Here is a 13,121-nt window from a genome sequence, read left to right on the forward strand (position 1 = left end):
AAAATTTAATTCTACTTTGCCGCCCTTCTGAATACGCTTGTACTAGGAAGAAAACTGTATTCCGGGCCTTCGCGATTAAAATATCCAAAATAGATTAAATTTCGCCCGGCAGGAACAAAAGGGGGAGAGAGCCATCGAATCAAAGAGTTTTGGTACAGCCATACTGTACGGATTAATTTTTATTTTCGCTTTTGCAAGCATTGCCAGCCTTATTTTTTCCTTTGTGTTAAGATTCACGTCCGCCCAGGAGTCAACCCTTCAATATGTGGTAACAGCCCTATCATTTATTGGCTTGTTTGGGGGAGGGTTTCTGTCCGGCGGCAAGCGGAAAGAAAAAGGCTGGCTGATCGGCGGCGTTACTGGTCTGATTTACTCACTAATCGTCTTTTTATTTCAATACCTCGGCTATGACCGGCTGTTTTCTGCTGAGCAAGTAATCTATCATACCTGCTATACATTAATTTCTATGATGGGCGGAATTTTAGGAGTTAATATTGCCACCAATAATTCAAGAACTGCGTAAAATACAAAAAAAGGAAGCTGTTATCGAAACAGCTTCCTTTCCTGTCTTATACTTGTACTTCCTTACTTGATTCAGTCACTTCACGAATGGCAGAGCGGTCATATGTAAGACGGCTTCCATCGCCACATTTGATGACAACCTTATTTTCATCGATTGAATCGACAAAACCATGCAAGCCGCCAATCGTGACAATCTTGTCACCCTTTTTCAATTCACTTTGCATGTTCTGAACCGCCTTTTGGCGCTTCTGCTGCGGGCGAATTAACAGGAAATAAAACAAGACAAACATTAAAATTAATGGAATAATGGATCCCAGATTTCCCATACTGTTTCCCTCCTTTCAAAAAATATCTATCAGAAATTCTTCGCGTTTGGCTGATTAAACCCGTAACGCTCAAAAAATTCTTCGCGGAAATCACCAAGCCGGTCTTCCATGATGGCTTGTCTGACCTTCTCCATTAATCTTAACAGAAAATATAGATTATGGTAAGACGTTAGACGAATTCCAAACGTTTCATTACAGCGAATTAAGTGGCGAATATACGCCCTGCTGTAATTTCGGCATGTATAGCAATCACACTCAGGGTCAAGCGGGCCAAAATCTCTTGCATATTGGGCATTTTTTACAACAAGCCGGCCAGAGCTTGTCATCAGAGTCCCGTTCCGGGCAATTCTAGTCGGCAGGACGCAGTCAAACATGTCAATCCCGCGAATAGCCCCGTCAATAAGTGAGTCTGGTGAACCAACCCCCATTAAATAGCGAGGTTTATTGGCTGGCAGCAGCGGCGTGGTAAATTCAAGCACACGATTCATAACATCCTTAGGTTCGCCGACAGACAAACCGCCAACAGCATACCCTGGGAAATCCAGCGACACGAGATCCTGGGCACTCATCTTGCGTAGCTCCTCATATTCCCCGCCTTGAACAATTCCAAATAACCCCTGATCTTCAGGGCGCTGGTGGGCATTTAAGCAGCGTTCGGCCCATCTTGAAGTCCGCTCCACCGATTTTTTCATATATTCAAAGGTTGCAGGGAAGGGCGGGCATTCGTCAAAAGCCATCATGATATCCGAACCAAGGGCATTTTGAATTTCCATCGCTTTTTCCGGCGATAAAAATAATTTCTCGCCGCTAAGATGGTTGCGGAAATGAACTCCTTCTTCTTCAATTTTTCGGAACTCACTTAAACTGAACACCTGGAAGCCGCCTGAATCGGTCAAAATCGCCCGGTCCCAGTTCATAAATTTATGCAGTCCACCCGCCTCTTTAATGATTTCATGTCCGGGACGGAGCCATAGATGATAGGTATTGCTTAAAATAATGCCGGCACCCATTTCTTTAAGGTCTTCCGGTGACATTGTTTTCACGGTTGCCAGCGTTCCTACCGGCATAAATGCCGGGGTGTCGAAAGAACCGTGCGGGGTGTGAACCCGGCCAAGGCGGGCACCCGTCTGCTTACACGTTTTGATTAATTCATAGCGAATTGCAGTCAAATTGTTTTCTCCTTCCAAAAGGCGGTGTGATTAGTGCTAAGCAAAAACTTATTTAAGTGAAGAATGTATTTTTTATACCAAGCTTTGCTAAAGTGATTCATTTATGCGTCGCTCCGCCCCTTTTCCACTAAATAATAAACATCGCATCGCCAAAGCTGAAGAAGCGGTAACGTTCCTCAACGGCTGTATGATAAGCTCGCAAAATATTTTCCCGGCCAGCCAAGGCACTGACCAGCATAATTAGTGTGGATTTTGGTAAATGAAAGTTTGTAATCATGCCATCGATGGCTTTAAATTCGTAACCTGGGTAAATGAAAATACTGGTCCAGCCGCTGCCTGCCTTGAAATTACCATCGTTTGCGGAAGCAATTGTTTCCAACGTCCGTGTTGAAGTGGTTCCGACAGTAATGATCCTGCCGCCGTTCCTTCTTACCTCATTAAGAAGCTCAGCCGTTCCTTCGGTCATTATATAAAACTCAGAATGCATGTCATGCCCTTCAACATCATCCACACTTACCGGCCTAAAGGTACCGAGACCAACATGTAAGGTGATAAAGGTAACATGGATCCCTTTTGCTTTAATCTCTTCCAATAGTTCTTCTGTGAAATGGAGGCCGGCCGTCGGCGCCGCTGCTGACCCCGGTTCGCGGGCATAGACTGTCTGATAGCGATCGCGGTCTTCCAACTGTTCTTTTATGTATGGCGGAAGCGGCATTTCGCCGAGCTGGTCGAGCACCTCGTAAAAAATTCCCTCGTAGCTAAATTCCAAAATACGTCCGCCATGGTCCGAAGTTCCAGTGCAAACAGCTTTTAAAAGACCATCGCCGAACTCGATTTCGGTCCCTTCCTTCACACGTTTTGCAGGCTTTACTAATGTCTCCCATCGGTCACCTTCGGTCTGCTTTAGGAGCAGCACTTCAATTTTGGCGCCAGTATCATTTTTGACACCAAAAAGGCGTGCAGGAAGAACCTTGGTATCATTAAGGACAAGGCAGTCTCCCTCACGCAAGTATTCAGTAATATTTTTAAACACTTCATGCTGTATGTCGCCTGTTTCTTTATTTAGGACCATTAATCGGCTATCCGTCCTGTTTTTAAGCGGTACCTGCGCGATTAATTCCTCAGGCAAATGGAAATCAAAAATATCAACTTTCATATTTAAACATCCCTACTCTTAACGAAATCTTCCCATGATGTAAAAAATCAGGGATAACACAATACTAACCAAAATGGATGTAACTACAGGGAAATAAAAGGTAGTATTCCCCTTTTTAAAAACAATATCCCCCGGAAGCTTTCCGAGATGCAAAAACTGCATTAAAAAACCGATTAGAAAAAGGACTCCGCCTATGATCATAATTGTTTTCGATAGCCCCATCACGGTGAAGGTACCTCCATACCGAAATGATGATAAACTTTAGGGGTGACCATCCGGCCCCTTGGAGTTCTCTGAAGAAAACCAATTTGCAGCAAATAAGGCTCATATACATCTTCAATTGTTTCTGCCTCTTCTCCGATGGAAGCAGCAATTGTGTCCAGTCCGACAGGGCCGCCGCGAAATTTTTCAATAATCCCCTTTAAGAGTTTATGGTCAATATGGTCAAGGCCAAGCCGGTCGACCTGCAAAAGTTCCAATGCTTCCTTGGCCAGGTCAAGATTGATGGAACCGTCCCCTTTTACCTGGGCAAAATCCCGGACGCGTCTAAGAAGGCGGTTGGCAATCCTCGGGGTCCCACGAGCACGTCTGGCAATTTCTCCTGCCGATTGGTCATCTATTTCCGTATCGAACAATTCAGCCGTTCGTTTAACGATATTTTTAAGCTCATCCTCTTTATAATACTCGAGCCTGCCCAAAACCCCAAATCGGTCACGAAGCGGGGCGGAAAGTGCCCCAGCCCTTGTAGTGGCGCCGACAAGGGTAAACGGCGGAAGGTCGAGGCGCACCGATCGGGCGGTCGGCCCCTTCCCGATGACGATGTCCAGGCAAAAATCCTCCATCGCCGGATATAAAACTTCTTCAATGGACCTTGGGAGCCGATGTATTTCATCAATAAACAATACATCTCCCGGTTCAAGAGCAGTCAAAATCGCAGCCAGATCACCCGGACGTTCAATTGCCGGCCCGGACGTGGTCCTGATATTGACGCCCATTTCGTTCGCGATGATGACAGCAAGCGTCGTCTTACCGAGTCCGGGCGGTCCGTAAAGGAGGACATGATCCAAGGTTTCTCTCCGCAGCTTTGCAGCCTTAATAAAAACCTCCAGATTCCCTTTCACCTGATTTTGCCCGATGTATTGCTTTAATGTCTGCGGCCTAAGACTTTGTTCCAAGCTTATCTCCTGCTCGTTTACTTCACCGGAAATAATCCGTTCTTCCATAAACCATCACCTATTTCAAAAGCCGTTGAAGGGCCTTTTTGATATATTGGTCAGTTGTCAGCTGTTCCTTTCTTAATTCAGGGGAAATCTTTTTAATTTCTTTATCGGAGTAGCCCAAAGCTTTTAAAGCAAGCACTGCTTCCTCAAATGCCTCGCCGCCGTCCTGTGTATGTACTGGAAGTGTATCCGCATTGAAAAGATTCGGAAAATAATCCGGAACGATATCCTGTAATTTTCCTTTTAAATCAAGGATCATTTGCCGCGCAGTTTTTTTGCCGACCCCAGGGAATTTAATTAAAAAGCCTTCGTCCTCATTTTCAATCGCGTTGACCACTTGCTGGACCTCGCCTGATGCCAGGATCGCCAGAGCCCCTTTCGGCCCGATACCTGATACATTTAACAGCTTTGTAAAAAGCCTTTTTTCCTCACGAGATTCAAAACCGTACAACGCCATGATATCTTCCCGTACATAGTGATACGTATAGACCGTCACTTTGGTTTCGATTTTTCGTGAATAAACGAACGGATTTGGCGTGGCAATCTGGTAGCCGATGTCATTGTTTTCGATAACGATATATTCTGGACCGACAAACTCAACGGTACCTTTTATAAATTCAAACAATTTGATTCTCTCCCCTAGTTTCCTGCTGTGCTTACACACTGTATTCCATTCTATCATACAATTTTGGGTGAGTTGAAGAAAATCGGTCCGTTTATTTGATTCGCCAATAGAATTGCGAAATTCGCCAATAGAATGTTTAAAATCGCTAATAGAATGCTTAAATCCGCTGATAGAACGTTAAAATTCGCCAATAGAACGTTTTTCTTTTTAAAAAACAGGTAAATATTTCAAAGTTAATGAAAAAAAATCAGGCTGATAACTTAATTTCAGACTGATTTGATTCCTTTTTATTCTTTTTTTATTGAATATGGCTTAAATGTCTCCAAAACCTCTACATATCGATCTTTGTTTTTAATAGGAATTCCTTGAAGTAGTTCTTTTTGCGCCTTGCTTTCAAGCTTTTTGATGTCTATTTGAAAAAAAGATTGAATAATCCGAGAGCGGTCAGGTCTTCCATTAAAAATAGTTAAGACGCCGTCATCAGTAATTCCAAAATAGCCGTTTCCCTTTAATAACGGGGAAATATCATCGACCTGCTGTTTAAATACTACAGTAGATTCATCAATACTCAAAACCTGCCATTGGTCATACTTTGCCCAAAAGTTTTCCATGGACCAGACTGTTTCCTGGAATGTTTCTTGACTGATTTCACCATCAAGGTAGACTCGTTCTAAAGTCACTGTCATTTGCAGAGGTTCGGTATTTCTTTGGTCATTGAGCTGGGCTGCTGTGACAGTGCTTGTTCCACCAAAGACTTCTCCTCCTATTAAGAGAATAGCAAACCATGACCACGACAGCATTTTTTGTTTGAACCTCATGCTAATCACCTCTTAAATGTTAAGAATTGAACATGTTTACAATTCTAGTTTAGCCTTTTTTTCCTTTTTTATCCGAACCCAAACAATACAAAAGGGCAAAGCATGTTTTTGCTTTGCCCCTCAGTTCTATCGGCCATCAGGCTCTGGCTGTGGAAGTTCGTTGTTATGATTGCGGTCCCGTCCTAGGGAACCTTCATCGGTGATAACGTTTATGCTTCTTCCTTCAGCATATTTTTTTACCGCATTCTTGATTGCCCGCTTAGTTTCAGCCGCACGATCTTGGTTGTTTAGTTTTACCGAGATAATCACCTGATCACCGAAAGAAACCGACCTTATGCTGCGAACATTATCGATATCGGCTACCCTGTCTCTAATTTGATCTGTCACTTGCTCTTGAAACCCTGGATCAGTCACTGTTCCAGACCCTATAGGTTTATTCAAGTGGCCGTGATAATTCATATCCGCCGTACTGAAACGGTTATCTCGCTGGAAAAAATTCCTGTCAGTTTTGGCTAAAGGTGTTGTAGGATTTTTCGGATTCCCATTTTCATCTTTTGTTTGCAGCGCATTACGTCTGTTTTCATTAATCACGTTGTCCTCGTCGCCAATTGTGTGATCCAATACTTCTGGCAAGGCACCGTCATTATCCCTTAAGTACCCATAATTATTATCGGAATGGTTTTCATTGGAATAATAACCAACCGGCCGCATCAAATTATTATTTTGGTCGGAGCTTTTGTTGTCGTTTGCACAGCCGGCTGCACCCATTAGCATTAGGGCAGAAAAAGGAATCATCCACTGTTTCTTGTTCAAGCGAAAAACCCCCTTCTAAACATCCTGAGCATATGAAGCATGCTCTTTATTAGGGTGTTAATTTTAAGGAAGTTTCATTCTCGTAGAACAGCTACATGATTATTCCAAAAGGTCCTTTAATTGCTCCACAAAGTTTTTTCTGTCAGTAAACTGGTCGACGGATAAATCAATAACCTGCTTTAATTTCGTCTCATCAGAATAAGATTTTTCCCTGATAATCCGATTCCATTCCCGAAAAATATCTGCAGGATATGCTAAAGCATATAAAAAAGCTGGTTCTCTTTTGTATTTCTTAATTTGAGTATAGGTCAGCAAATTGTCGTAGGACCAATCGATAAAAGGAAGAATTCGATTTGCATATTGTAAATAATCAAAAACCGGCGGTCCAATATTAATCAAATCAAAATCAATTAAATGCAGTTTACCTGTTTTGTCCCGTAAAAAATTATGATGGGCAACATCACCATGCAATATCACATCGGCTTCGTTATGAAAAAAAGTTTGTTGCTGTTCCATTCCTGTTAAAGACCAATACGCCCACGACACCATTTCCGAGACAAAAGGCTCCTTTATAAAATGGCGAAGGAAGGGAAGATTATTTAAAAATAAATGATACCTTTCCGTCCATTTTGCCAGAATATCTCCATTCGGCAGCAATGTGCGATACCTTTTTTCAAAAGACTTAGTCGTATCGTGAAATTGTTCAATTAGGTCCAATCCTTCTTGGCGGTTACTGCGGGTATGAAAAGAAAAGGCGGATTTATTTGCGGAAAGATATTCGAGACAGCCATAATGGGTTCCTTCAAAATATAACTGTTCCTTTGAGGGAGGTTCTAAAAAACGATAGGTTTTCTTGAATCCCTCTTTTCTCAGCGTTGCAGTAAAAGCCTCCTGCAATTTCTGCTTTCGATGGTTCGAATACCCTTTAAGGATATAGCTTTGTTTTTTCGTCTTGATTAAAAATACATTTCCACGAATTGGAACAAATTTGCTTATTTCACCCTGAAACTGTGACTGAAAATAAGAGAAGAGACGATCAAAATATGCATCGTCTCCGTTTCCACTTCTTATATTAACTGCTCTCATCAGGAAAACCCGTCATGCCATAGCCTGCCGGCCCCATTCCATAAGGGTTCATAAATGGCGGCTGGGCAACATTTAATGGTGCTGTATATGGCGCACTGTAAATTGGCGGTGTCGGTGGAACAAAAGCTTGTGGTGCTGGTGCTTGAGCGGGTGCTCCGCAGCCGCAGTCAACCAATGCTCCTGTTCCTACTGGCAGACCCTGTGCAGGATTTTGCATGAATGGTGCTGCAGCTCCTTGCACCATATCGTCTGACGATGGGAAATCCATTGCCCCCATTACCTGAGGGGCCGGCCCAGACATTTGCGGATAACCGTAGGGCAATTGTCCATATGGTGCTCCAGCTCCGTAAGGAACGCCAGGTACCTGGCCGCCAAATGATGCTTCAGGCCCAGCTGGCATGGATGGACCAAATTCCATTCCTGCTGGATAACCTCCTTGTTGAGGAACTCCTGCTGAAGTAGTGCCATATCCGACTGGCATCTGCCCATATCCTGCAGGCATTTGGCCGGATTCCATTGGCATTTGACCATACCCTCCAGGCACGTGGCCATATTCCATTGGCATTTGGCCATAACCAACTGGCGCCTGACCGTATCCTGCCGGGACTTGACCGTATCCAACCGGGGCCTGGCTGTATCCTGCCGGGACTTGACCGTATCCAACCGGAGCCTGGCTGTATCCCGCAGGCATCTGTCCAAAGGCTGCCGGGTCCATGTAAGTTGTTTGCATAGCCGGATTGAATCCTGGGTTTTGAGCGCCCATAACAGCACCTGGGTTATAACCCGGATTTACAGCCGGCATATGCGGCATGAAAGCTGACGATTCATCATCATAATGATATGGCATATAGCCCGGGCCTGCAGCTGCAGGATATCCGGCTGGGCCCACCGCACCCGGTACGCCGGCCATTCCTGGAACACCAGCCATTCCTGGTGCCATTGGCATTCCAGCGCCACCTACCATACCCGGATCCATCGGCATTCCAGGACCGCCTACCATACCCGGGGCCATTGGCATTCCAGGACCGCCTGCGTACGGCATATACGGCCCTGCAGGGAAACCACCGTATGGCGGACAGAATCCCGGTCCAGGCATGACTGGAGTCATCGGTACACAATAATCCTGCGGCATTTCTTGTACAGGAGCAACAGGTGCTGGAATAGGAATTTCTTTCTTTGGAACTTCTTTAACTTCTGGAAGAATATTTACTGGTTTTGGCGGGAGATTCGGTTGTTCTTTAACCGTCATTTTTTGCATGTTCACTTGGTAGTAGTTATTGATGTCAATTTCAGGGACGACTTGTAGAGGCATTTTTGGAGTATATGGTACCTTTGGTACTTCTTTAACGATAGGCTGCTCTTTAATCGGCACTTCCTTTACTGGCATTTCTTTTACTGGCATTTCTTTAATGGGTATTGGTTTCTCCTTGGCAAATGGGTGTTCTTTCAGCGGAACCTCTTTTTTCGCTCCTAAATTGATTGCGCCTTCTTTTTTTATGGATCCGCCAACTGTCGGAACCTTTATTTTCATACCGGGCATAATCATATCAGGGTTGCTGAGCTGCGAATTCAACTTCTTCAGCTCTTCAAAATTCACGCCGTACTTCTTGGCGATCTTCCAAAGAGTATCCCCTTTCTGTACGATATGGATCTTCACTCTGATTTCCCTCCTATGGCATAAGTCCATATAGTGTATGTGGAAATAGGCAAAATGCTAATATTCTTCACAAAAACTTATGCTATTTATTGAAAAATTATGAATAGGACCATTGCAGGGCAAAAAAAATAGATGCAGTCACAGCATCTATGTCATGAATGGTTTAGCATTCTCTTTAATGCTAATTTTGCGTTTTTCGCGATCTCTGAGCTTACTTTAATGATATTATTGTTATTTTCGTCCTCAATGGTATCGAGGCTCCACACAAGATGCGGAAGGTCAATCCGGTTCATCGTCAGGCATGGGCACATATGAGGGTTTAGAGAAATAATCTGCTTATCCGGATGATTCTGGATTAAGCGGTTAACAAGATTCATTTCTGTACCAATGGCCCATGAAGAGCCTGGTTTCGCCTTTTCAATCGTATTAATGATAAAGCTTGTTGACCCGGCCAAGTCGGAAATTTCCACTACCTCGCGACGGCATTCCGGATGGACGATGATTTTCATGTCTGGATATTGTTCTCGTGTGTCAATCACATTTTGCACCGTAAAGTTTTCATGGACCGAGCAATGCCCCTTCCATAGGATGACTTTAATTTTTGAAAAATCACCCTCGTATTCGAGGCTGTCACTAATAGGATTCCAAATCGCCATTTCATCCAAGCCAACCCCTAGCTCGACAGCTGTGTTCCGCCCGAGATGCTGATCCGGCAGGAAGAGAATCCGCTCCTTTTGTTCAAATGCCCATTTGACCATTGTTTCAGCATTGGAAGAAGTAACGGTTGCACCTCCGTTTGCACCGACAAAGGCTTTTATGGCTGCAGTAGAATTGACATAGGTTAATGGCAGAATGGTGTCCCCAAATAAACTTTGGAGTTTATCCCACGCTCTTTCAGTTTGGTTTAGGTCGGCCATATCAGCCATTGAGCAGCCGGCCCTCATGTCAGGCAAAAATACCTTTTGACTTTTACTGGTTAAAATATCTGCTGTTTCCGCCATAAAATGGACTCCGCAGAAAATAATGAATTCTGCTTCGGTATTTTCAGCCGATAACTGCGCTAATTTCAGGGAATCCCCAGTTGCATCGGCAAATTGAATAACTTCATCCTTTTGATAATGGTGTCCCGGTATAAACAGACGGGAGCCGTATTTTTCTTTTACTTCCTTAACTCGCGCTTCGAGCTCCTCGCGGGACATCTGCTTGTATTTTTCAGGAATCATTTTATTTGCCTGGAAGGCTGCCAAAATGCTCATCTTATTCCTCTCCTTTGCTCCATAGCACTTTTACACTAATATCTAACGCTTTATAGGAATGAGTCAAAAATCCCAAGGAAATGTAATGAACACCTGTGTCTCCATAGGAAGCAAGATTGCTCAATTGAATCCCGCCTGAAGCTTCAGTGATAATTCCCGGCGGCACCAATTTAATAAGTTCTTTTATTTCATCAGGTGTTCGGTTGTCAAACATGATGACATCGGCACCGGCTTGGACGGCTTCTCTTACCTGCTCCTCGGTTTCAACCTCTACTTCCACCTTCACCATATGGCCGGCTTGTTTTCTTACTGCCTCCACTGCCCTGCTGATGGAGCCCGCAAACGAAATATGGTTATCTTTAATCATCACGGCATCATACAACCCAAAGCGGTGATTATATCCGCCTCCAGAGCGGACTGCATATTTCTCCAGCATACGGAGCCCCGGCGTCGTTTTCCTTGTGTCGCAAATCCTTGTAAAATCGCTATTAAGAGTTGTCACGGCTTTGTTGGTAAGCGTTGCAATCCCGCTCATCCGCTGCACCAGGTTCAACACAACCCGTTCCCCTTTTAACAAGTCGGAAATTTTCCCGGTGACGGTTGCCAGCTGCTGTCCCTTTTCGAATGGTTCCCCATCCTTTACAAGAACCCGGGTTAAAAGATCCTGATTTAATAATTCGAATCCTGTTTTGATAATTTCTTCCCCGCAAAAAATTCCTTCATCCTTGGCAAGAAAAACGATCTCGCCTTGCGTATCATCCGAAAAAATTAAATCTGTTGTGATATCCTGTTCGCCGATATCATCGATAAAAAAGCTTTCAAGTAGTGAGCGCAGTTTTAATTTGTTCATGATTCCTCTCCACTTCTTTTTTTGTATGAATGATGGATTTCTGAAGCCAATTTTCATCATCCTCGGCTGGGTAATCGCTTCGGAAGTGTCCGCCGCGGCTTTCTGTCCTTTTTAGGGCTGATTCTGTTATCAATTTGGCGGAAATCAGCATAAAGATTTTTGTTAATTCTTGTTTTGAAAAAGAATCAATCGTTTGCAATTTATCGATTTTAAATTGCTCAAGCCACTTTTTTTGATTTGTTAAGGCAAGCTCATTGCGAACGATTCCTACTTGGTCCATCATCGAATCTTTTATTTGCTGGATGGAAGGCAGCTTTAGTTTTTTATGGGTGTGCCTGGTTTTAGTTGTAACTGAGATTGCTGAAATGATCTCTGTCGGTGCTTTATTAATCCATTCCGCCAGTTTTTTTCCTTGATACAGTCCTTCCAGCAAGGAGTTGCTGGCCAGCCGGTTGGCTCCGTGCAGGCCTGTACAAGCCGATTCCCCAATGGCATACAATCCTTGGATTGATGTGCGGCCGATTAGGTCCGTTTTTATTCCCCCCATTAAGAAATGGCTTCCGGGCACAACTGGAATTTTCCCCTCAGTTAAGTTAATTCCATTGTTTTCACAAAGCTCGGTGATGGTAGGGAATCTTGTCTCAAAATCTCTTACATTCGTTATATCTAAAAATACTTTATGGCCATTTTTCAAATAGTCATAGATGGTTTGCGAGACAATATGTCTTGGGGCAAGGTCCTTGAAAGGATGAACTCCTTCCATCATCGGAGTGCCTTCCTCTGTTATAAGCTTTGCCCCTTCTCCTCTCACCGCCTCAGAAATAAGGCCTTTGGTTTCACCATTGACATATAAAAGCGTCGGATGAAACTGAATAAATTCCATATCGATAATGTCAGCACCCGCCCGGTAAGCAAGGGCGATCCCATCACCATTGACTGTTTGTGCATTGGAAGTATAGCGATATAATTGCCCGCAGCCGCCAGATGCAAGGATGATGTGGCTGGCAAAATGCACTTTGAGGTTACCTTTTGAGTCTTTAACTTTTACCCCAATACAGCGGTTGTTTTCAGGGTTGATGACCAACTCATATGCAAAGGCGTCCTCTTCAACCGTGATATGTGCTTTAAGTGTGCTAATAAGGTGCTCCACGACGTTCTTACCCGTCGCATCACCGCCTGCATGGACAATTCGGTGTTCACTATGGGCACCCTCCATTCCAAGCAGCAATTTCCCCTCCGAATCACGGTCAAATACCTTGGAAATTTCTTGTATTAGGTTAGGTGCTTCATAAATGATTTCTCGAACAGTTTCCGGGTCATTATGAAACGCCCCCGCCTCCAAGGTGTCCTCTACATGTTTTTCCGGATGGTCTGCTGGTCCGATGGCTGCGGCTATTCCGCCTTGGGCAAGGTAAGAGTTTGCTGTTCGTAATTTCGACTTTGTGAGAACTCTCACATTTTTATGTTCACTTAAGTGGGCAGCCAGCTGTAAAGCCGCTATCCCGCTTCCAATAATTACAACATCTGATTTTGTCATTGTTTGACCCTCCTGGATTAACAGGTGTCTTGACATATATATTTACACAGAATTACACTAAACACAAGATATTTTTCTATTAAACT

General features: G+C 43.9%; 14 protein-coding genes. 1 reads left to right on the plus strand and 13 read right to left on the minus strand.

Annotation, left to right across the window (positions count from 1 at the left end; translation table 11 throughout):
• The first annotated feature begins 163 nt into the window (after positions 1-163).
• Positions 164-523 carry a TIGR04086 family membrane protein gene (locus ACZ5B7_RS23360; RefSeq protein WP_213120644.1) on the plus strand — a complete coding sequence of 120 codons (360 nt, stop codon included), beginning with the start codon at positions 164-166 and terminating at the stop codon, positions 521-523.
• A 46-nt stretch (positions 524-569) separates the two neighbouring features.
• Here the strand turns inward: ACZ5B7_RS23360 and yajC are convergent, their stop codons facing one another.
• The 13 genes from yajC to nadB form a co-directional block, all read right to left on the minus strand.
• The gene (gene yajC, locus ACZ5B7_RS23365; protein ID WP_423799193.1) at positions 570-848 is read right to left on the minus strand and encodes a preprotein translocase subunit YajC; all 279 of its coding nucleotides are present in this window, start codon (positions 846-848) and stop codon (positions 570-572) included.
• A 29-nt stretch (positions 849-877) separates the two neighbouring features.
• Positions 878-2,017: a tRNA guanosine(34) transglycosylase Tgt gene (tgt, locus tag ACZ5B7_RS23370; protein ID WP_213144735.1), complete on the minus strand. Its 1,140-nt coding sequence runs from the start codon at positions 2,015-2,017 to the stop codon at positions 878-880.
• Positions 2,018-2,144: 127 nt separating this feature from the next.
• Positions 2,145-3,173: a tRNA preQ1(34) S-adenosylmethionine ribosyltransferase-isomerase QueA gene (gene queA / locus ACZ5B7_RS23375; protein WP_464491153.1), complete on the minus strand. Its 1,029-nt coding sequence runs from the start codon at positions 3,171-3,173 to the stop codon at positions 2,145-2,147.
• Between the two features lie 18 nt (positions 3,174-3,191).
• The gene (locus ACZ5B7_RS23380) at positions 3,192-3,395 is read right to left on the minus strand and encodes a DUF2905 domain-containing protein (protein WP_213145286.1); all 204 of its coding nucleotides are present in this window, start codon (positions 3,393-3,395) and stop codon (positions 3,192-3,194) included.
• Entirely contained in the window at positions 3,395-4,396 is a 1,002-nt protein-coding gene (gene ruvB, locus ACZ5B7_RS23385) for a Holliday junction branch migration DNA helicase RuvB (protein WP_213144733.1), read from the minus strand. Before ruvB ends, ACZ5B7_RS23380 begins: the two co-directional genes overlap by 1 nt.
• A 10-nt stretch (positions 4,397-4,406) precedes the next feature.
• The gene (ruvA, locus tag ACZ5B7_RS23390; protein WP_464491154.1) at positions 4,407-5,018 is read right to left on the minus strand and encodes a Holliday junction branch migration protein RuvA; all 612 of its coding nucleotides are present in this window, start codon (positions 5,016-5,018) and stop codon (positions 4,407-4,409) included.
• 287 nt (positions 5,019-5,305) lie between these two features.
• A complete protein-coding gene (locus ACZ5B7_RS23395) occupies positions 5,306-5,836 on the minus strand; it encodes an intercompartmental signaling factor BofC (protein ID WP_213144731.1) in 531 nt (176 codons plus the stop codon).
• Positions 5,837-5,962: 126 nt separating this feature from the next.
• Positions 5,963-6,649: a YhcN/YlaJ family sporulation lipoprotein gene (locus tag ACZ5B7_RS23400; RefSeq protein WP_464491155.1), complete on the minus strand. Its 687-nt coding sequence runs from the start codon at positions 6,647-6,649 to the stop codon at positions 5,963-5,965.
• A 99-nt stretch (positions 6,650-6,748) separates the two neighbouring features.
• Positions 6,749-7,735: a phosphotransferase gene (locus tag ACZ5B7_RS23405; protein ID WP_464491156.1), complete on the minus strand. Its 987-nt coding sequence runs from the start codon at positions 7,733-7,735 to the stop codon at positions 6,749-6,751.
• Positions 7,722-9,392: a SafA/ExsA family spore coat assembly protein gene (gene safA, locus ACZ5B7_RS23410; RefSeq protein WP_464491157.1), complete on the minus strand. Its 1,671-nt coding sequence runs from the start codon at positions 9,390-9,392 to the stop codon at positions 7,722-7,724. The genes ACZ5B7_RS23405 and safA overlap by 14 nt, the downstream gene beginning before the upstream one ends.
• Positions 9,393-9,544: 152 nt before the next feature.
• Entirely contained in the window at positions 9,545-10,648 is a 1,104-nt protein-coding gene (gene nadA, locus ACZ5B7_RS23415) for a quinolinate synthase NadA (RefSeq protein ID WP_464491158.1), read from the minus strand.
• Between the two features lies 1 nt (position 10,649).
• Entirely contained in the window at positions 10,650-11,498 is an 849-nt protein-coding gene (gene nadC / locus ACZ5B7_RS23420) for a carboxylating nicotinate-nucleotide diphosphorylase (RefSeq protein WP_464491159.1), read from the minus strand.
• Positions 11,467-13,035, minus strand: a complete 1,569-nt coding sequence (nadB, locus tag ACZ5B7_RS23425) for an L-aspartate oxidase (protein ID WP_464491160.1) — start codon at positions 13,033-13,035, stop codon at positions 11,467-11,469. Before nadB ends, nadC begins: the two co-directional genes overlap by 32 nt.
• Positions 13,036-13,121: the final 86 nt, after the last annotated feature.

It is taken from the genome of Neobacillus sp. S1115 (assembly GCF_055385565.1).

What these genes read in the sequence shown, in the direction of transcription:
- ACZ5B7_RS23395 (WP_213144731.1), bottom strand. Translation starts at nt 5,836, where the DNA reads ATGAGGTTCAAACAAAAAATGCTGTCGTGGTCATGGTTTGCTATTCTC.
- nadB (WP_464491160.1), bottom strand. Translation starts at nt 13,035, where the DNA reads ATGACAAAATCAGATGTTGTAATTATTGGAAGCGGGATAGCGGCTTTA.
- nadA (WP_464491158.1), bottom strand. Translation starts at nt 10,648, where the DNA reads ATGAGCATTTTGGCAGCCTTCCAGGCAAATAAAATGATTCCTGAAAAA.
- nadC (WP_464491159.1), bottom strand. Translation starts at nt 11,498, where the DNA reads ATGAACAAATTAAAACTGCGCTCACTACTTGAAAGCTTTTTTATCGAT.
- ruvB (WP_213144733.1), bottom strand. Translation starts at nt 4,396, where the DNA reads ATGGAAGAACGGATTATTTCCGGTGAAGTAAACGAGCAGGAGATAAGC.
- ACZ5B7_RS23405 (WP_464491156.1), bottom strand. Translation starts at nt 7,735, where the DNA reads ATGAGAGCAGTTAATATAAGAAGTGGAAACGGAGACGATGCATATTTT.
- queA (WP_464491153.1), bottom strand. Translation starts at nt 3,173, where the DNA reads ATGAAAGTTGATATTTTTGATTTCCATTTGCCTGAGGAATTAATCGCG.
- yajC (WP_423799193.1), bottom strand. Translation starts at nt 848, where the DNA reads ATGGGAAATCTGGGATCCATTATTCCATTAATTTTAATGTTTGTCTTG.
- ACZ5B7_RS23380 (WP_213145286.1), bottom strand. Translation starts at nt 3,395, where the DNA reads ATGGGGCTATCGAAAACAATTATGATCATAGGCGGAGTCCTTTTTCTA.